21 protein-coding genes and 1 riboswitch are annotated in these 17,899 nt (G+C 38.4%); of the genes, 9 read left to right on the top strand and 12 right to left on the bottom strand.

The features are described from left to right. The first annotated feature begins 282 nt into the window (after positions 1-282). Positions 283-433: riboswitch (FMN riboswitch) on the top strand. Positions 434-523: 90 nt separating this feature from the next. Next, on the top strand, positions 524-1,183 hold the full coding sequence (gene ribB, locus NQ782_RS15250) for a 3,4-dihydroxy-2-butanone-4-phosphate synthase (RefSeq protein ID WP_000096537.1): 660 nt from the start codon (positions 524-526) through the stop codon (positions 1,181-1,183). A 65-nt stretch (positions 1,184-1,248) separates the two neighbouring features. Here the strand turns inward: ribB and NQ782_RS15255 are convergent, their stop codons facing one another. After that, positions 1,249-1,923, bottom strand: coding sequence for an HAD-IA family hydrolase (locus tag NQ782_RS15255; protein ID WP_000985172.1), 675 nt, complete (start codon positions 1,921-1,923; stop codon positions 1,249-1,251). A gap of 97 nt (positions 1,924-2,020) precedes the next feature. Between NQ782_RS15255 and NQ782_RS15260 the strand changes: the two genes are divergently transcribed. Continuing rightward, the gene (locus NQ782_RS15260) at positions 2,021-2,788 is read left to right on the top strand and encodes a hydroxymethylpyrimidine/phosphomethylpyrimidine kinase (protein WP_057094047.1); all 768 of its coding nucleotides are present in this window, start codon (positions 2,021-2,023) and stop codon (positions 2,786-2,788) included. A gap of 46 nt (positions 2,789-2,834) precedes the next feature. Here the strand turns inward: NQ782_RS15260 and lysM are convergent, their stop codons facing one another. The 6 genes from lysM to NQ782_RS15290 all read right to left on the bottom strand — a co-directional run bounded on the left by lysM (position 2,835) and on the right by NQ782_RS15290 (position 6,510). Then, positions 2,835-3,308: a peptidoglycan-binding protein LysM gene (lysM, locus tag NQ782_RS15265; protein ID WP_000522216.1), complete on the bottom strand. Its 474-nt coding sequence runs from the start codon at positions 3,306-3,308 to the stop codon at positions 2,835-2,837. Positions 3,309-3,498: 190 nt separating this feature from the next. Next, positions 3,499-3,735, bottom strand: coding sequence for an acyl carrier protein (gene acpP, locus NQ782_RS15270; protein WP_001279871.1), 237 nt, complete (start codon positions 3,733-3,735; stop codon positions 3,499-3,501). An 84-nt stretch (positions 3,736-3,819) separates the two neighbouring features. Continuing rightward, complete coding sequence (gene fabG / locus NQ782_RS15275) at positions 3,820-4,554, bottom strand: 3-oxoacyl-ACP reductase FabG (RefSeq protein WP_000191300.1); 735 nt, start codon at positions 4,552-4,554, stop codon at positions 3,820-3,822. Continuing rightward, entirely contained in the window at positions 4,551-5,537 is a 987-nt protein-coding gene (fabD, locus tag NQ782_RS15280; RefSeq protein ID WP_001274814.1) for an ACP S-malonyltransferase, read from the bottom strand. The genes fabG and fabD overlap by 4 nt, the downstream gene beginning before the upstream one ends. A gap of 152 nt (positions 5,538-5,689) precedes the next feature. Continuing rightward, positions 5,690-5,875, bottom strand: a complete 186-nt coding sequence (gene rpmF / locus NQ782_RS15285; protein WP_000290730.1) for a 50S ribosomal protein L32 — start codon at positions 5,873-5,875, stop codon at positions 5,690-5,692. A gap of 74 nt (positions 5,876-5,949) precedes the next feature. After that, complete coding sequence (locus NQ782_RS15290) at positions 5,950-6,510, bottom strand: DUF177 domain-containing protein (protein ID WP_001275712.1); 561 nt, start codon at positions 6,508-6,510, stop codon at positions 5,950-5,952. 96 nt (positions 6,511-6,606) lie between these two features. Between NQ782_RS15290 and NQ782_RS15295 the strand changes: the two genes are divergently transcribed. The 5 genes from NQ782_RS15295 (at position 6,607) to rluB (ending at position 10,554) form a co-directional block, all read left to right on the top strand. Beyond that, positions 6,607-7,269 carry an elongation factor P hydroxylase gene (locus NQ782_RS15295; RefSeq protein ID WP_000550438.1) on the top strand — a complete coding sequence of 221 codons (663 nt, stop codon included), beginning with the start codon at positions 6,607-6,609 and terminating at the stop codon, positions 7,267-7,269. Between the two features lie 89 nt (positions 7,270-7,358). After that, positions 7,359-7,976, top strand: coding sequence for an L-threonylcarbamoyladenylate synthase (locus NQ782_RS15300; protein WP_000902820.1), 618 nt, complete (start codon positions 7,359-7,361; stop codon positions 7,974-7,976). Between the two features lie 228 nt (positions 7,977-8,204). Next, complete coding sequence (locus tag NQ782_RS15305; protein ID WP_057094049.1) at positions 8,205-8,996, top strand: ScpA family protein; 792 nt, start codon at positions 8,205-8,207, stop codon at positions 8,994-8,996. Then, a complete protein-coding gene (gene scpB, locus NQ782_RS15310; protein ID WP_000093856.1) occupies positions 8,993-9,589 on the top strand; it encodes an SMC-Scp complex subunit ScpB in 597 nt (198 codons plus the stop codon). Before NQ782_RS15305 ends, scpB begins: the two co-directional genes overlap by 4 nt. 41 nt (positions 9,590-9,630) lie before the next feature. After that, complete coding sequence (gene rluB / locus NQ782_RS15315; RefSeq protein ID WP_001291249.1) at positions 9,631-10,554, top strand: 23S rRNA pseudouridine(2605) synthase RluB; 924 nt, start codon at positions 9,631-9,633, stop codon at positions 10,552-10,554. A 51-nt stretch (positions 10,555-10,605) separates the two neighbouring features. Here the strand turns inward: rluB and bioD are convergent, their stop codons facing one another. The 5 genes from bioD to NQ782_RS15340 form a co-directional block, all read right to left on the bottom strand. Continuing rightward, entirely contained in the window at positions 10,606-11,262 is a 657-nt protein-coding gene (gene bioD, locus NQ782_RS15320; RefSeq protein WP_000016592.1) for a dethiobiotin synthase, read from the bottom strand. Beyond that, entirely contained in the window at positions 11,263-12,012 is a 750-nt protein-coding gene (bioC, locus tag NQ782_RS15325) for a malonyl-ACP O-methyltransferase BioC (RefSeq protein ID WP_057094051.1), read from the bottom strand. It lies immediately after the preceding gene. Then, positions 12,009-13,166, bottom strand: a complete 1,158-nt coding sequence (locus tag NQ782_RS15330; protein WP_057094053.1) for an 8-amino-7-oxononanoate synthase — start codon at positions 13,164-13,166, stop codon at positions 12,009-12,011. The genes bioC and NQ782_RS15330 overlap by 4 nt, the downstream gene beginning before the upstream one ends. Position 13,167: 1 nt before the next feature. Beyond that, the gene (gene bioA / locus NQ782_RS15335) at positions 13,168-14,448 is read right to left on the bottom strand and encodes an adenosylmethionine--8-amino-7-oxononanoate transaminase (RefSeq protein WP_000131439.1); all 1,281 of its coding nucleotides are present in this window, start codon (positions 14,446-14,448) and stop codon (positions 13,168-13,170) included. Between the two features lie 90 nt (positions 14,449-14,538). Further along, entirely contained in the window at positions 14,539-15,273 is a 735-nt protein-coding gene (locus NQ782_RS15340) for a hydrolase (protein WP_086230995.1), read from the bottom strand. Between the two features lie 355 nt (positions 15,274-15,628). On the opposite strand from NQ782_RS15340, the gene otsB reads away from it, so the two are divergent. Both otsB and NQ782_RS15350 read left to right on the top strand, forming a co-directional pair. After that, positions 15,629-16,480 carry a trehalose-phosphatase gene (gene otsB, locus NQ782_RS15345; protein WP_086230996.1) on the top strand — a complete coding sequence of 284 codons (852 nt, stop codon included), beginning with the start codon at positions 15,629-15,631 and terminating at the stop codon, positions 16,478-16,480. After that, on the top strand, positions 16,468-17,898 hold the full coding sequence (locus NQ782_RS15350) for a trehalose-6-phosphate synthase (protein ID WP_000040106.1): 1,431 nt from the start codon (positions 16,468-16,470) through the stop codon (positions 17,896-17,898). Before otsB ends, NQ782_RS15350 begins: the two co-directional genes overlap by 13 nt. The last annotated feature ends 1 nt before the right edge of the window (position 17,899 follow it).

Raw genomic sequence — 17,899 nt, forward strand, 5'->3', positions numbered from 1 at the left:
CACGATTAATGAGAGCTCGGTTATATGAAGACCAATTGGTTGTGCGATAAATTTTAGGTGTCGACTTATTCATTTGAAAATTATATTGTGGAATAAGCCTTTAGAGATAGGTTTGTGCAACAAAGCCATTTTCTAGAAAAAACATAACATTCACTATTAAGCTCAACAAGTAAGCTCTTGTTAAAAAGCCTATTTCAATTTATGAAAATACTTATTCATAAAGAGACTTAGCATTCTACAAAAGCATCTAGCCAATTTTGCCAAGCGCGCTATAATAAAACCCATCGCTTCAGGGCGGGGTGTAATTCCCCACCGGTGGTAAAGTTAATTTTTATTGTTAAATTAACAAGCCCACGAGCTTAAATTATGTAATTTGAGCAGATTTGGTGAAACTCCAAAGCCGACGGTATAGTCCGGATGAAAGAAGACGACGAACTGGAATAAATCCATTTTATTTCAGTGCCAGCCTGTTTTTGCATCAGTCCTGAAATGTTCAACCGTATTCTTACGAGAGCGTTTCATTATGTCTAGTTTAATTCAACCAGAACTTTTTTTCTCAGCCCTCTCTCCTGCTGAGCAACGCATTCAACAAGCATTAGAAGATATCCGTCAAGGCAAACCTGTCTTGGTGATGGATGACTTCGATCGTGAAAATGAAGCAGATTTAATTGTTGCAGCAGAAACCCTAACTGTTGAGACCATGGCACGTATGATTCGTGATGGCTCAGGTATCGTATGTTTATGCCTTACTGAAGAGTTAGCTGATCATCTTGAACTTCCACCAATGGTTTCTCAAAACTCAAGTCAGTTTCATACTGCATTTACAGTGACTATTGAAGCTGCTCAAGGCGTTACCACTGGCGTTTCTGCTAAAGACCGTGTAACCACAATTAAAACTGCTATTAAAGATGGTGCTGTTGCAAGTGATCTTAACCGTCCAGGCCATGTTTTCCCATTACGCGCACGTAATGGTGGCGTGCTTACCCGTCGAGGTCATACGGAGGGGACTATTGATCTAGCAAGATTAGCTGGTTTAAAACCTGCTGGAGTATTATGTGAATTAACCAATCCGGATGGGACAATGGCATCAGGAATTCAAGTTTTAGCATATGCTCAAACTCATCATTTAACCGTGATTACAATTGAAGAGCTTGTACAATATCGTCAACAACACGGTATTTAAAAATAAATAAAAAGGTTTGACTTGTTCACTTGCAGGTCAAACCTCTAAATTATAATTCTTGAAATTTAAGAAACTTTCTTTTGTGCGGCCTGTTCTTCAACATAATCTAAAAGTTCAGAAAATTTTGTAATCTTTGCTTTAGGTTGTGCTTGAGTAAGTTCTTCTGGTGTCCCATAACCATAAGTCACCGCTACCGCTTCAATACCATTATGACGGGCGCCTAAAACATCATATTGACGATCACCCACCATCAAGCATTCTTCTGGGTTTAATTGCTCACGTTCAAGAATATAATGGATAAGCTCAGCTTTATTGGTCCGCTCACCCGTTAATTCACTACCGTAAATTTGTACAAAATATTGGCTTAAATCAAAATGATCTAAAATTCGTTTTGCATAAATCGTTGGTTTAGCAGTAGCAACGAACAAACGATACCCTTCTGCTTTTAAGGCCTTAAGTGTTTCCGCAACAGATGGATATACTTCATTTTCAAATAAACCAATCACCGAGAAACGCTCACGGTAAGCAAGTAAAGCTTGCTCAGCTAGTGCATCATCTTGAGTAGCTAATAATTTTGCTAATGACGCTTTTAAAGGTGGGCCAATCGTCCAATCAATATTTAAATCGGCAGCTAATGGATAACCTAACTTATCCATTGCATAACGAATTGATGTATGGATACCAACTTTAGGGTCTGTTAAGGTTCCATCTAAATCAATCAAAATATGTTTTATAGCCATTCAATCACTAACCCAGTAAAGTATTTAATTCAATTGGTCGAGAGTTTAATTAAACTCTCTTATACTAACGTAAATTTAAATTGAAAAGGAAATAACCGTGCGTCCAACCGTACTTTGTTTCTCGGGTTTAGACCCTTCAGGTGGTGCAGGTTTACAAGCCGATATTGAAGCGATTGGACAAAGTGGTGCACATGCAGCAATTGCATGTACAGCCCTCACCATTCAGAATTCTCAACAAGTATTTGGCTTTGAAGCAACCTCAAAAGAACTATTATTAGCCCAAGCAAATGCTGTTGTAGGCGATTTACCCATTAAATGTGTTAAGTCTGGCATGCTAGGCACTACCGACAATATTGCGGCTCTAGCCGAATTTTTACGTGCTCATCCTGACTATCAATATGTACTTGACCCTGTCTTAGTTGCAAACAGTGGCGGTTCGTTAGGAGACCAAGCAACTTTAGTTAAAGCATTTGTTGAACTGATTCCCCCAGCGACACTCATTACTCCAAATACAGTTGAATTGCGCGCTTTAACAGGCGTTACCGACTTAGATCAGGCAACCCAAAAGTTATTTGAAATGGGTGCCAAGGCTGTATTAGTGAAAGGTGGACACGAAGATACACCTGACTTTATTAAAAATAGTTTATATATTGATGGCGAGCTTGCAGCAAGTAGTACATGTCCGCGCCTTGAAGGTGAGTATCATGGCTCAGGTTGTTCATTAGCGAGTTTCATTGCAGGTCGTTTAGCTCTAGGTGACTCTTTAAAAATTGCAGTTCAACATGCAGAAACATGGTTATTTGGTGTGTTAAAAAATGCTGAAACACCTGTACCCAATGGACAAAAGATTCCAAAACGGTTTTAACCAATAAATAAAAAAGGCGCTTTAAGCGCCTTTTTTTATATTCCTATTACTGAGGAATACGTAAAACTTGTCCTGGAAAAATCTCATCTGGATCTTTCAGCATTGGTTTATTCGCTTCAAAGATTTTTTGATATTGATTGGCATCACCATAAAACTCTTTGGCAATTTTTGAAAGATTATCGCCAGATTTCACTGTATAAAATTTGCTTTCTGGCTCAGGAGTTGCAACAGTCATCTGGTCATCTACTTGTGCCACATGATCTACATTACCCACAATAAGAATGATTTTTTCTTTATCTGCTTGGCTTTGGACTTGCCCTTTAATAATAGCAGTGTCAGTTGAGCCATTATATGTTACAGATAAGCCTTCCACCCCAAGGCCTAAGCTTTTAATCAATCCCAATAATTTATTCGCAATTTCTTGTGCAGAAGGTTCTGCTGGTGTTGCTGGAGCTGCTTGTGGTTCTGCTGGTGCGGTATTTTTCTTACCAATACCTTTTACAAAATCAAAAAGACCCATTTTTTAGTCCTCATATTATTGTTTATAGTAAAGTCATTAAACTGACCCTTATTGTTATACTTGAAAAAAGAGACACCTCTGCTATCAATTGAGGTTGATCTTGTAAAAATATGTATCTCTATCAATTATCTGACTCGTATAAAAAAAGCCACCTTACGGTGGCCTTCTTTTTTAATCAGCAATATGCGAATTAACCAAGTTTTTTAGTTACATAGTCAATTGCAGATTGAACTGTAGTGATTTCGTTTGAATCTTCATCAGGGATAGTGATGTCGAAGTCATTTTCGAAAGACATAACAAGTTCAACTAAATCTAAAGAGTCAGCACCCAAGTCATCCATGAAAGATGCTTCGTTTTTAATCTCTTCAGCTTTAAGACCAAGTTGTTCTGCAACCGCTTGTTTAACGCGTTGTTCGATATCGCTCACAGGAATTCTCCTCATTGCTTGTGGCGTTTGATTTGCCACTAGTTTAATTGAATATAAAAATTTTTAAAAGTTTATACATCGGCGTTAGGCCATGTATAAACCACCATTTACATGTAATACCGTACCGGTAATGTAACCTGCTTTATCACTTGCAAGGAAACTCACCGCATTTGCGATATCTTGTGGCTCGCCTAAGCGATTTAAAGCCACTTGATCACTCATTTTTTTGCGAATGTCTTCACTAAGTGCATCTGTCATTTCTGTCGCAATAAAACCTGGCGCCACACTGTTTACAGTGATTTGGCGACTACCCATTTCTTTTGCAAGACTACGGCTAAATGCTTCAATACCTGCTTTAGCAGCAGAATAGTTTGCTTGGCCTGGGTTTGCAAAGTGAGCTACAACAGAACTGATATTAATAATGCGACCAAAACGTGCTTTCGTCATACCCTTAAGCACACGTTTAGATAAACGATAAACGGCTTTAAGGTGGATATTAAGGATGTCATCCCAATCATCTTCCGACATACGAAGCAACAAATTGTCTTTCGTAATACCTGCATTGTTAACGAGAACAAGTACAGGACCATAGTTCTGTTCAATATGAGACACGACTGCTTCAATCTCATCGAGATTACGCACATCGAGAGCCAAACCTGCACCTTGTTCACCAAAGCTATCAGTTAGCTTTTGTGCACCAGATTCAGAAGTCGCAGTACCTACGACAAAATAACCGTCTTGAATAAGTTGCTGGGCAATTGCAGCGCCAATGCCCCGACTCGCGCCCGTTACTAATGCAACTTTGCGTTCTTGTGTCATGCAATTTTTCCTTCTGCCACTAAAACAGCATTTAGGGCATCTTCCATTTTGCTCTTACTATCAATAGAAAAAGCTTTTTCAATATTTGGTAAACGCTTTGCGAGATTACTCAATACTGTACCTGGGCCACACTCAACAATGTACTGAATACCTTGGTCTTGTAGAGACTGCATGGTACGTGTCCATTGTACAGACTGGTACAATTGTGCTGTTAAAGCCTGACGTAATTGAGCAACATCGGTAGCAATTCCCGCGTTGACATTTTGTATTACAGGAATGGTAGGTAGCTCAATGGCAGTTTGTTCCAAAGCTTCTGCAAATTTTTCTGCTGCCGGCTTCATCAATGAACAATGTGATGGAACAGAAACCGGTAAAGCAATTGCTTTAGCAGATTGTTCTTTTGCCAATGCCATAACTTGCTGTACAGATGCAGTACTACCAGCAATCACAACTTGACCTTGTGAATTATAGTTTGCTGCTTCAACTGAACCTTGGCCTAATGCAGATACGCTCTGGCACAATTCAACTACTTTATCATCAGCTAAACCAAGAATAGCAGCCATAGCGCCTTCCCCTTGAGGAACAGCATTTTGCATGAGTTTTCCACGCAAATTAACTAACTTAACTGCATCCGCCAAACTCATTGAACCTGCTGCAACTAAAGCGCTGTATTCACCTAAAGAGTGACCTGCAAGGTATTTAGGGGCTAAACCACCTAAATCTAACCATAAACGCCATAAAGCAATACTGGCAGTTAATAATACAGGCTGGGTATTTTCTGTTTGGTCTAAACCTTCACCACTTTGTGCAATGTGCCAAAGATCAAATCCTAGCGCGTCTGAAGCTTCGGCAAAAGTTTGCCCAACTCCACTAAACTGTTCTGCGAGTTCAGCGAGCATACCAACTTTTTGTGAACCTTGACCTGGAAACACAAATGCAGTTTTTGTGGCTAAAGCTACTTGTTCAAGACGTTTAGCAGACATAAGAAATCCTTTTTGGGTTTTCACTCATTTCTCTGGAGCGGAAATTTAACATTTAATTTGTATATTTATAATTGCGAAAAACAACAAAAAAAGGGAGCTTTCGCTCCCATTTTTTCTATACTTAAGCATCACGCTTAATGCATATCATGCAATTATTCAGCATCAGCTGCTTTAGCGAATAATTGGCGACCACGGTAGAAACCGTCTTTAGTCACGTGGTGACGACGATGAGTTTCACCAGTTGCTTGGTCTACTGTTAATGCATTCTCGGTTAAAGCGTCATGTGAACGGCGCATGTCACGGCGAGAGCGACTTTTACGGTTTTGCTGAACGGCCATGATGGCTCCTTACAAAGATCGAAAAAATGGATCAGAACAAATTCAGTTGTCTTATCCCATAATCATAACACAAATTATGAGTTAAGTTTACCCTTCAAACCTGCCAAAACATCAAACGGATTATCCCTTTTCTCTTCGACAACGTTCTGAATGGTAGGTTGATGTTTATGTTCACAAGCATCATGCTTGGGAGATAAAGGCATCAACAATAACAGTTCATCTTCTAGTAATGCGAGTAAGTTGATCGAGGCAGGTGTATCAAAATCACCTTTTGTCGAAGACTCACTTTCACCTAAAACGATGAAATCAGCATCCTCATCCAAGCGCTCTATCAGTGACTCATCATCTACAAGTGCAATATGAAAGTCAGAAACAATTGGCATTTCAACAGGTTCCAAACAACGTTGGCACTCCATTGGAACTTTTGTTTCCATGTGACCATCTAACCACACAATGCGATGATAGGCATCCATTGATAGCTTACAGTCTATGTTGATCAATTGGTTATCAATTGACCCAACAGCTTCACGAGCAATACGAGCAAAGCGAGACAATGGCAGTTGACCTGACCATGTAAAGCCTTGTTCAGCCCATTTAAACGGCTCAATCTGTGCCGGAAAGGTATTTGCTGACATAATTAAGGCGGCAATTCTACAAATTCATCGGTACTCTGTCAAAGATTAAGATACAATTTTGTACTTCTTTAGACAGAACTCGGGGTAAATTAAGCAATGCACCTGTTGCAGCCGCAACCTGAAGTTAACACTTCATTACTCGTTTGCACCCATTCAACCCACCAGAACCCTCTTTTACCTGACGTGGTGCAACTCTCACCATGGCCAAGCTCAAAATTAGAGTCTGAGCAAGTTGATTGGCTTATTTTACACTTTAATCACTGGTTTTCCCACCATAATGTGACATTAGTTCGTGGAGAATTTGAACCAGAATATTTCCCGGCGAACGATCATGAGCCAGCGAAAATTCAATTTGCTCATGGTTTTTTCAATAGTGCTCTTCACGAAATTAGCCATTGGACGATTGCAGGTGCAAAACGTCGCCTATTACCCGATTTAGGTTATTGGTATGCGCCAGATGGCAGAACTAAAGAACAGCAAGATTTATTTGAACAAGTAGAAATCAAACCTCAAGCCATTGAATGGTTATTTGCACAGTCTTTTGGCAGAAAATTCAGAGTCTCCCTAGATAACCTTACGGGCGATGGTGGAGATGGCAGAAAGTTTAAAGATAATGTTTATGCCCAAGTTCAACGTTACTTTTCTGGTGAAGCAAAGCTGCCTGCCGATGCAGCAAGATTCATTGAATGTATTTGCCAATGTACGCGAGCAGGTGCAGCATTACAATTAAATGAATTTAAACGTGAACTCCTTGATTAAATGACAAAAAAACTACGTAAGTTACTTGCTTCATAAGTTTGAAAGGTCTAATACTATTTTTAATAATGGCGTGATGGAGTCTCTAAAATATGCTGCATTTACATGTACATCCTGAAAATCCACAGCAACGCCTCATTGAGCAAGCGGTTGAGCGTATTCGTGCCGGAGATGTTGTGGTCTACCCTACCGATGCTGCCTATGCAATCGGATGCCAGATTGGTAATAAAAATGCGATGGAACGGATTGCCCAGATTCGTGGTTTAGGTCCTAAGCATCAATATGCAATTATGTGTTGCGATTTATCAGATATCGCGACTTATGCCAAAGTTGATAATGCGACGTACCGTTTATTAAAGGCAAATACACCCGCCATCACGACTTTTATTTTACCGGCAACTAGTGAAGTTCCACGTAGGTTAATGCACCCTAAAAAGAAAACGATTGGTCTACGTATTCCGAGTAATCCAATTTGTCAGGCTTTATTAAAAGAGCTCGGTGAACCTTTACTCACCAGTACATTAATTTTACCGGGGCAAGAAGATCCACTAGATGATCCTTACGATATTGAAAATCAATTAGCTAAGCGTATTGATGTCTTTATTGATGGCGGTTTTGGTACTTTAACAACCACGAGTATTGTCGATTTATCAGGTGAGCATCCTGAAATTATTCGTCGTGGTGTCGGTGATGTAAGTGCTTTTGAATAAGTACTTACTTTTCATTTTTTACCAATAGTTTAAAAAAAAGCATTATCAAGAAAAAAAATACTCTTTATTTAGTTTGGATTTTTTTTACACTTTAGTCGTTAAGCAATTTATTAAAAGTCACAATTCCTTTAGAATGCTTCTCACTATCTGCTGTTCTTCTGCTACAGCTCTTATTGACTTGAAAAACAAGTCTCATGCTTTTGAAAATTCGCGTGGCTTATAATCGTAATGAACCAATCACTTCATCAATCCATGGAAGACGTTCCACACATCCGTGTTTTAGATGAGTGGCACGATACGATTCCTGAGGATCTTTATATTCCTCCAGCTGCCTTTGAGATTTTGCTCGAACAGTTTGAAGGACCACTCGACTTTTTAATTTATCTGATTCAAAAAAACGGTTTTGATCTCATCCAGCTTGATATTGCTCCTATTGCAACTCAATATTTGGCTTATATGGATAGTATGAAATCCTTAAACATTGAGCTGACTGCCGACTATATGGTCATGGCTGCTTTATTGGCTGATTTGAAATCTCGCTTACTTTTACCTAAGCCTACTGTAGTGAGTATCGAAAAAGATCCTAAACAAGATCTTATTGATCGACTCGAAACTTATTTACGCATTAAACAAGCCGCTGAACGTTTAGGCCAAATGCCAGTTCTTGACCGTGATACATTCAGTGCCAATGTAAGCTTAGGTCATATTGCACCTGTTTATGAAGGTTATGATGTTTCAGCATTACACGATGCTTTGTTCTGTGTATTTAACCGTCCGGAACCTGTAGCACACACAATTGCGCAAGAGCCTGTACTGTTAGAAGAACGTATTGCTTATATTGAAGAGAAATTAGAGTCAGGCGACGTGTTAAGTTTTAAAGAATTACTTAATCCCCAACAAGGCCGTATGGGAATGGTTGTAACTTTTATGGCTGTTTTAGAATTGACCCGACAACAAAAGATTAAGATTATTGCTACAGGAGTTGAAGCTCCACTAGCTATTCAAGGGTCTTCAATATGAGCAGTTTTGAACAAAATAATAATGATTTGTCATTAGCTGATATTCATCATGAAGTTTTATTACAGCTTGAAGCCATTATTTTTGCTAGTGAAGCGCCTGTCTCAATTGCCCGTTTAAAAGAAGCATTTAATAATCAATATAACAAACAACAGCTTCGTCAGCTTTTACAACAGCTTGCCCTTTTACAACATGGCCGTTCCATTGAGTTGATTGAAACTGCGCAGGGCTTTCGTTTTCAGGTAAGATCCAAATATCGCAATATCATTGCGCAGATTTGGCCAGAGCGACCAACAAAACTGTCGCCATCATTACTAGAAACGTTGGCTGTCATTGCGTATCATCAACCGGTCACACGTGCTGATATTGAACAAATTCGTGGTGTATCTAATAATAGTCAGATTCTCAGAACGCTATTTGACTGGAACTGGATTAAAGAAGCCGGTTTTAGAGATTTACCCGGAAGACCTGCGTTGCTAATTACAACGCCTCAATTTCTGAATGCTTTTGGTCTAGCCTCTCTAGGCCAATTGCCTCCCCTGCAGAACGCCAAGGAAGCATTTATGGCTCTCGATGCAAATGCACCGAAGTCATAAAGAGGTGGACTGTTGATCATTATGTCTAAGGTTGTGCTGTCATGAGTGAAAAATTGCAAAAAGTATTAGCGCGAATCGGATTAGGTTCTCGCCGATATATGGAAGAGGTTATTGCCGCAGGACGCGTGAGTGTGAACGGCCGCGTTGCCCAAGTTGGCGAGCGCATTGAACCAGGCGATGAATTACGCATTGATGGCCGTAAAGTTCAGTTCCAGATCGAAGATGAAATTCGTCGTCGTGTACTGATTTATTATAAACCAGAGGGTGAAATCTGTTCACGTAATGACCCTGAAAAGCGTCCAACCGTATTTGATCATTTACCACAAATTGCAAATGACCGTTGGGTAATGGTAGGCCGTCTAGATATTAACAGTACAGGTTTATTACTTTTTACAAACGATGGCGAGCTTGCTAACCGCTTAATGCACCCATCTAATGAAATTGAACGTGAATACGCTGTACGTGTAATGGGTGAAGTAACACCACAATTACGTCAAAACATGGTCAATGGTGTAGAGCTTGAAGATGGACCTGCCAAATTCGAATCTTTCTCTGAAATTGGTGGTGAAGGTATTAACCGCTGGTATCAAGTTGTAGTGAAAGAAGGCCGTAACCGTGAAGTACGCCGTATTTTTGAATCACAAGGCCTTAAAGTAAGCCGCTTATTGCGTACTCGCTACGGTACTGTCATTTTACCACGCGAATTACGTACTGGTCGCTGGATGGAACTCGACAAAACTGACATCGATAACTTGGCAAAATCTGTTGAGTTAAAACCACGTCAAGGTACAGGCTTATTTGGTATGGCAAAACGTCGCACCGAACGTATGACAGAAAAGCCAATGGCAGCACGCCGTGGTGGTTACTTACGTCAGCAACGTCGTGATGATGAAAAAGAAGCGCCAGCTAACACAGGTAATCAGCGCAAATCGACTGGTTTTAATCGTGGATTTAAAAAGTTCTAAGTAAAGCTTTTAAATCAAAAAACCGCTCAATTTAGAGCGGTTTTTTATGGCCTAATTTTTTAATTCATTCATTTTTGCTAGTTCAATCCACTCAGCTTCAGGGAAATGAATGGCTAAATGGTCTTTCAAATAATTTGAAGTATCTTGAGAGATTAATGGATCTTTTGATTCATCTTTTAGGTTGTAAACCAAAGCTTTTAATTTCAGACCACGTGACTTAAGTGCCTCGAGACTAAGCAATGTATGGTTAATACTCCCCAAACGACCAGACGTCACCAAAATAACAGGAAACTGATGCTGAGCAACGTAATCAATAGTAAGTAAACTGGTGGTTAAAGGTACCATTAAGCCACCTGCACCTTCTAACAATACAATTTCAAAACGCTCAGCCAATGTTTTAGTCGCATTTTCAATTTTTTGAAAATCGATCTCTCGGTTATCAAGACGCGTTGCTAAATGAGGTGAAGCAGGATAACTAAAGATTTCCGGCATAGTCAGCTTGTCATGATCTTCCTGAAACCAACCTTGCCCCATAATTTCACGATGCTTCTGGATATCCTCTGAGATATCAGCATTACCTGTCTGAATGAGTTTTTGGGTAATTACTTTTTTACCCTGCTCAGTCCATAATTTTGCTAAGAAACCTGTCGCGTAGGTTTTACCAATTTCGGTATCAATCCCACTCACAAAATAGATCTGGCCACTCATTTACTTCATTCTCCGGGCAATACAATAAATCGGGTGATATGTTAGGGAGTACCCCTCGGCGTGCTTAAACCGGTCAAAATCTTGATAAAACTGCTGTAAAGATTGCTTAGTCCAACGATGCTGAGCAGTTGCCGTTACACCTGTTGCTTTTAAATGCTGCAACACAGATTTAGGCGAATCGAAATAAAGCTGAGTTTCTGACTGTGCCAAATGCAAAATCTCAAAACCAGCCTGAGTTAAGGCACTGTTCCAATTTTCAAGATTCCAATAATTTAAACCTTGTCCGGTTAGCTCTTTAATTTCAATGAGGTTTTTAGGACCAAATGTTGAAAAGCATAGCCAGCCTTGCTCATTTAAAGCAGCATAGCAATGTTGAAGTAGCCGTGGTAAATCTTGCATCCATTGCAAAGCTGAACCGGAAACAATCATATCAAGCTGCTGAGGGAGTTCTAAGGTTTCAACGTCTCCAATTAACCATTTCACATGTTCTTCATGATTAAAGTGCTGTTGCACCTCTGCATACAAATCATTTAAAACTAAATCTTCAATTTGAAAAGATTCAACAAGCAGACGAGTTAAATTGCCAGAACCACAACCAATTTCAAAGACACGTGACATCGTACTTGGACAAAATTGCTTTAGTAAGTTCGTTAAGTTTTGGCAAATTTGTTTTTGGACAATTGCATGCTTTGAATAGCTTTGCCCTGCTTTAGCAAAACGTTGGGCAACCAAATTTTTATTCAAACTCACAGGAAACTCACCAATGCTTCAAGTTCATGTTGCTCAACCATTGATGTTAAGGAAATACGCAAACGCGAACTATTTTTAGGTACTGTTGGTGGACGTACAGGCATGGCATAAAAACCGCTTTCCTGAACCTGTTTCGCCTTATCGATAGCAGCCTGACTTTCTCCCACAATCACTGGAATAATATGGCTGGTCGATGGACTCACATACCCCTTTTGCACCACTGCTTGTTGAAGATATTGGCTAATATTTTTTAAATGTTCACGTTGAGATTGAGCGTTTAATACTTTTTGAAAAATAAAATTTGCCCAAGCCATAACAATCGGAGGTTGAGCAGTACTAAAAATAAGCGGGCGCATTTTATTAATGAGATAATCTTTAATAATTGGATGGCAAATAATATAACCACCGACTGCTGCTAGCGCTTTACCCAAGGTACCAACTAGAAAATCAATTTCCTGAATTACATTATATTGTTCGGCACACCCTAAACCTTGCTGTCCACGTACGCCAATTGAATGCGCTTCATCGACATATAACATGGTTTTAGCAAAGCGTTTTTTAAGCTGGACTAAAGCGGTTAAATCTGTTTCATCGCCATCCATACTAAAAATACTTTCCGTGACCACAATGATTCGTTCAATCTGGTCATCATCATGATACTTTTGTAGAAGTTGCTCTAAATGCTGCAAATCATTATGTCGATACCGCACATACTGGGCACCAGACAAACGAATCCCATCAATCATACTGGCATGAACTAACTTATCTGCCAGAATTAAAGTTTTACTATCAGCAACAGCGGGCAAAATACCAATATTCATATGGTAGCCACTATTGAATAATAGAACCGCCCGACCACCAAATGCTTGGCTTAGGCTATTTTCCAACTGTTCATATTCATCAAAATTGCCCGTTAATAAACGTGAAGATGAAGAACTAAAATAGCTGCGTTCTAATGGATAGCAATCTAAAAATTCTTGGCGAAGATCAATATCAGCTGCCAACCCAAGATAGTCATTTGAAGCTAAGTTGAGCATCGTTTTATTTTGAATCGTAATAAAACGGCCATGCTGCACATTTTGGGTAAATTGTCTGAAATTACCTTGTCGTTTTAACTCATCTAACTCTGTAGCAAAATGATCGAGCAATGACATCTTAATGTGCCCCCTGCATCGTTTTAACTACTTCAACCAACTGTTCAAGCAAGTCACTTAACTCTTGTTGAGTGATGACATAAGGCGGCATGACATAAACTAATTTTCCAAAAGGACGAATCCAGATTCCACGCTCTACAAATTGTTGCTGTAAAGTTTTCATATCGACATTAAAGGTGAGTTCTACCACACCAATTGCACCGAGCACTCGTACATCAGCAACATAATCAAGCTGATTTAAAGGCATTAAATATTGACTAAGCTGTTGCTCAATTCGCTTAATATTGGCCTGCCAATCTTGCTCAATTAATAATTGCGTACTTTTTAAAGCAACGGCACAAGCGAGTGGATTGGCCATAAAAGTTGGGCCGTGCATAAATACCCCAGCCTCACCGCGACTAATGGTTTCTGCTACATGCTTTGTCGTTAAGGTCGCAGACAAAGTCATATAACCGCCTGTTAACCCTTTACCTAGGCACATAATATCCGGCTCGACTTGAGCATGTTCCCAAGCAAAAAGCTTACCTGTACGACCAAAACCAGTGGCAATTTCATCAAAAATTAATAACAGATGATATTTTTCACAAAGTGCTTTAGCCTGACGTAAATATTCAGGATGATAAAAGCGCATGCCCCCTGCACCTTGGACAATCGGCTCAATAATAAGTGCAGCAAGGTTTTCATGATTTTGCTGAATAGCTTGCTCTAACTCGGCAATATCTTCTCGGTTCCACTCTTCATGAAATTTGGTTTGCGGTGCTGCTACAAAAAGACGGTTCGGTAAGCTGGTACCAAAAATCTGATGCATACCTGTCACTGGATCACAAACAGACATCGCATTCCATGTATCACCGTGATAACCAGAACGTGTAGTAATAAAATTTGTTTTTTGTGGTTGACCTTGTGCTGTCCAGAATTGCACAGCCATTTTCAAAGCAACTTCAACGGCAACCGAACCTGAATCTGCATAAAAAATTTTATCGAGACTCGGCGGTGTAATTTTTAAAAGAATTTTGCCAAGTTCAATAGCAGGATCATGAGTTAAACCGCCAAACATGATATGAGACATATTTTGTAGCTGGTCAGTCACTGCCTGATTAAGCTCAGGGTGGTTATAGCCATGAATTGCACACCACCAAGATGACATGCCATCAATTAAAGTTCTACCATCATCGAGTTCAATCGTTGCCCCATAGGCACGCTTCACTTTAAATGTGGGTAAAGGTTGAGTCATTGAAGTATATGGATGCCAAATATGTTCCAAATCAAAATTATCGGTCATCCTCTATACCCTTTTACAGCAATCAAATCTTTCATTTAGCACATGTTAAACCTGTTAAGAATGAAAGAAAATTGCGAGATCAATCAAAGCTTATGAACTTTGCTGATGAATTGTTAAAAATTGGCAGATTTCTTCAATTGTCCTCTCTACCTGTAAGTAGGGAAAAGCATGAGTAGCATCTTTTAATAGCTTATAACCCATGTTTTCTGTCGCTATATCTTTAAAATTTTCCATAATTTTGCAAGAAATGACATTATCTTGCTCAGCAAACAGGTGAAGCTGTCGACCTGAATAGGTTTTCAAGTTATCTACCAAATTTAGCTGCTCAAGCATTTGCAAACCTTCTAATAACAGTTCATTTGTGGGCGGATTTGCTATGTTTTGTACACTAAGCCAATCTTGTTTTGCCTGAGATGAGCCAAGTGTAATTAAATAATAAAAACGTTTTAAAGTAGCTTGGGGATTCTGTAAAAAGGACGCTTTAAATTGACTAAATACATCAGCAGGCATAGCAGTATGCCACGAGGTATTAGCCACAAAACAAGGATTAGAGGCAAGCGTAATTAACGTTTTAGTTTGGCCCGTTTGTTTATAAAAAAAGTCAATCAGGTATGTTGCTAACTGTCCACCTAAAGACCAACCTACAACCACATCAATATCAGTTAAAAAATCAAGCTGCTCGTGAAAGTTACTATCTAAAACATTAAAAATATTAATAAGTTGCGTGTCATATCCAGCTTTCGTTAAACCTAATTTTAACGAGTGCAAAGGTTCTATTCCTACTCCCCAACCTGTAATCAATAAAATTTTATTTTGTAACTTCATATGCACGCTCAAAGACAAATTTATGGAAATTATATATTAATATCAATTTAAAATATCTTTTAAAATCAATATAAAAATCGAATTCAAAAAAGCAAAATCAACTATTTATGGCGGTTAAATATTCTGAAATATATTGATAAATAAGGCCTAAAATATTTATATGAAATATACAAAAATTTAATTATCTAAACATTGAAGCAAATCAAAAAACAACATAATCCACACTTCACCCATAAATCCATTATGCAATGTAATTAATGTTAATACTTATGTTTTTTTATTAAAAAAAATGACTCATCAATTCATTTTAATGTTAGAAGATTAAATATTGATCAAAAAATATGGGCAGGCAAATATGAACAATCAAAGTATAATATCTGATGGGAGAGAAAAAGATACATATTTTGTTACACCAAATGATATTATAAATATCTTACCTACAGATAAAAATTATTGTTTATTTCTGGATATTGATGGAACATTAGCTCCATTTCAAATTCATCCTGAGCATAGTTTTATTCCAAATACTACCTTAGAAGTTATAAAAAAAATTATTGAATTAAATATACCCGTGATTGCTGTAACAGGACGTGATGTTGAAACAGCGGGTAAGCTATTTCAGTCTATTGAATTACCTATAGCGGGCTTACATGGTTTAGATATTTATTTTGATTCTGATACTTATATTCGCCCAGATTTAAGCGATATTAATTTTCAAAAATTAAAAGAAGATATTATAAATTCTTGTGAAAAATATCCCGATTTATTAATTGAGGATAAAGGACATTCTATTGCTTTACATTATCGAAAAAACCCGGAATTAGAAGATAATGCAATTTATATTATGCAACAGATTAAATATTTTTATCCTCAATTAAAATTAAATAGAGGAAAATTTGTCGTTGAATTATTACCTAAACAGGCAGATAAAGGTAAAGCAATACAAACAGTATTAAATCATATTAATTTACCGTTAACCCACCCTATATTTATAGGAGATGATTTAACGGATGAATCAGGTTTCATTTTTATTAATCAACAGTTTGGCACTTCAATTAAAGTAGGTTCTGGTGAAACAGAAGCTCAATATAGATTAAAAGATATTAATAGTGTGTCTAATTTTCTTTTTTTCTTCCTAGAAAAAATAAAAAAGTTATACGTCAAAAATAGTCAAGATCAGAATGGAGAACAAATATGTCTAAATTAATCGTGTTATCGAATCGAATCAGTATGCCATCGGGTAAGGCTTCAGCAGGTGGCCTTGCAGTAGCTGTACAAGACGCATTAAATGATAGTAACGGCATTTGGTTAGGCTGGAATGGTCAGCAAATTACCGATACTGAAGCGCCTGAATTCGATCAGGCATATTCTCATGGGATCGACTACATTACCTGCCCTCTTACACATCAGCAATATGCACAGTACTACTGTGGTTTTGCCAATAAAGTATTATGGCCTGCCATGCATGATCGGGATGACCTGATCGAATATAATGCAGAAGAATATAATACCTACCAAAAGGTCAATCGTTTATTTGCTGAAAAATTACAGCAGATTGCTCAGCCCGATGATCTTATTTGGGTGCATGACTATCACTTTTTCAGCGTAGCTCGTCATTGCCGTGAATTAGGTATGCAAAATAAAATCGGTTTCTTTTTGCATATTCCTTTCGCAAGCTTAAATATCTGGCGCAAGATCCCAGTTGCCCTACAGTTAGTCCAAGATCTTTGCCAATATGATGTGATTGGTTTACAAACTCAAACCGATCAGAACACCTGTATGCAAACTTGTATGGGCTTACTTGAAGCTCAAAAAATACTAAGCGATAGAATCAGTTATAAAAAACGTCAAATCTTGATTAAGTCCTATCCTATTGGGGTTCAACCAGAACTTATTCAGCGCCAAGCACAACAGGCCTTTCATACCCCATACGTATTTAACTTTGAAGATATACCACGTCAAAAAACAATTATTGGGGTTGACCGGATTGATTATTCAAAAGGTTTACTTGAACGTTTCAATGCGTTTGCAACTTTCCTTGAAACTAATCCTGAATATCATGGATTGGTACGTCACCTTCAAGTTGCAACGCCTTCACGTACAGATATTCCAGCCTATCAACGCTTATACCAACGCTTTAAGGCCAAATTAGAACTGATTAATGAAGAGTTTGCTCATGAAGATTGGCGACCTATCGATTGTTGCTTCGACACAGTTCAACATGACAGTTTGATGCATATTTATCGTCGTTCTGACATTTGCTGGATTAGCTCATTACGTGATGGTATGAATTTGGTCGCAAAAGAATATATTGCGGCTCAAGATCCAGAGAACCCTGGTGTGCTGATTTTATCTAAATATGCCGGTGCTGCTGAACAAATGACTCAAGCATTGATTGTTGATCCATTAGATAGAGCAGCCATGATGGATTCTTTAAAAACGGCTCTAGAGATGTCCAAAGCTGAACGTATTAATCGTTATGAACAGTTAATAGAAGGTTTAGCAGCTACTGACCTGAGCGATTGGCGAAATAATTTCTTGAAGGATTTAGAAAATTCTCCGACATTCACAAAGTCTAAGTTGTCCTTACAAGAAAAGTATCAACCTACTTACCATGTCTTATAAT

The organism is Acinetobacter sp. BD54 (assembly GCF_044778325.1).
Taxonomy (GTDB): domain Bacteria; phylum Pseudomonadota; class Gammaproteobacteria; order Pseudomonadales; family Moraxellaceae; genus Acinetobacter; species Acinetobacter baumannii.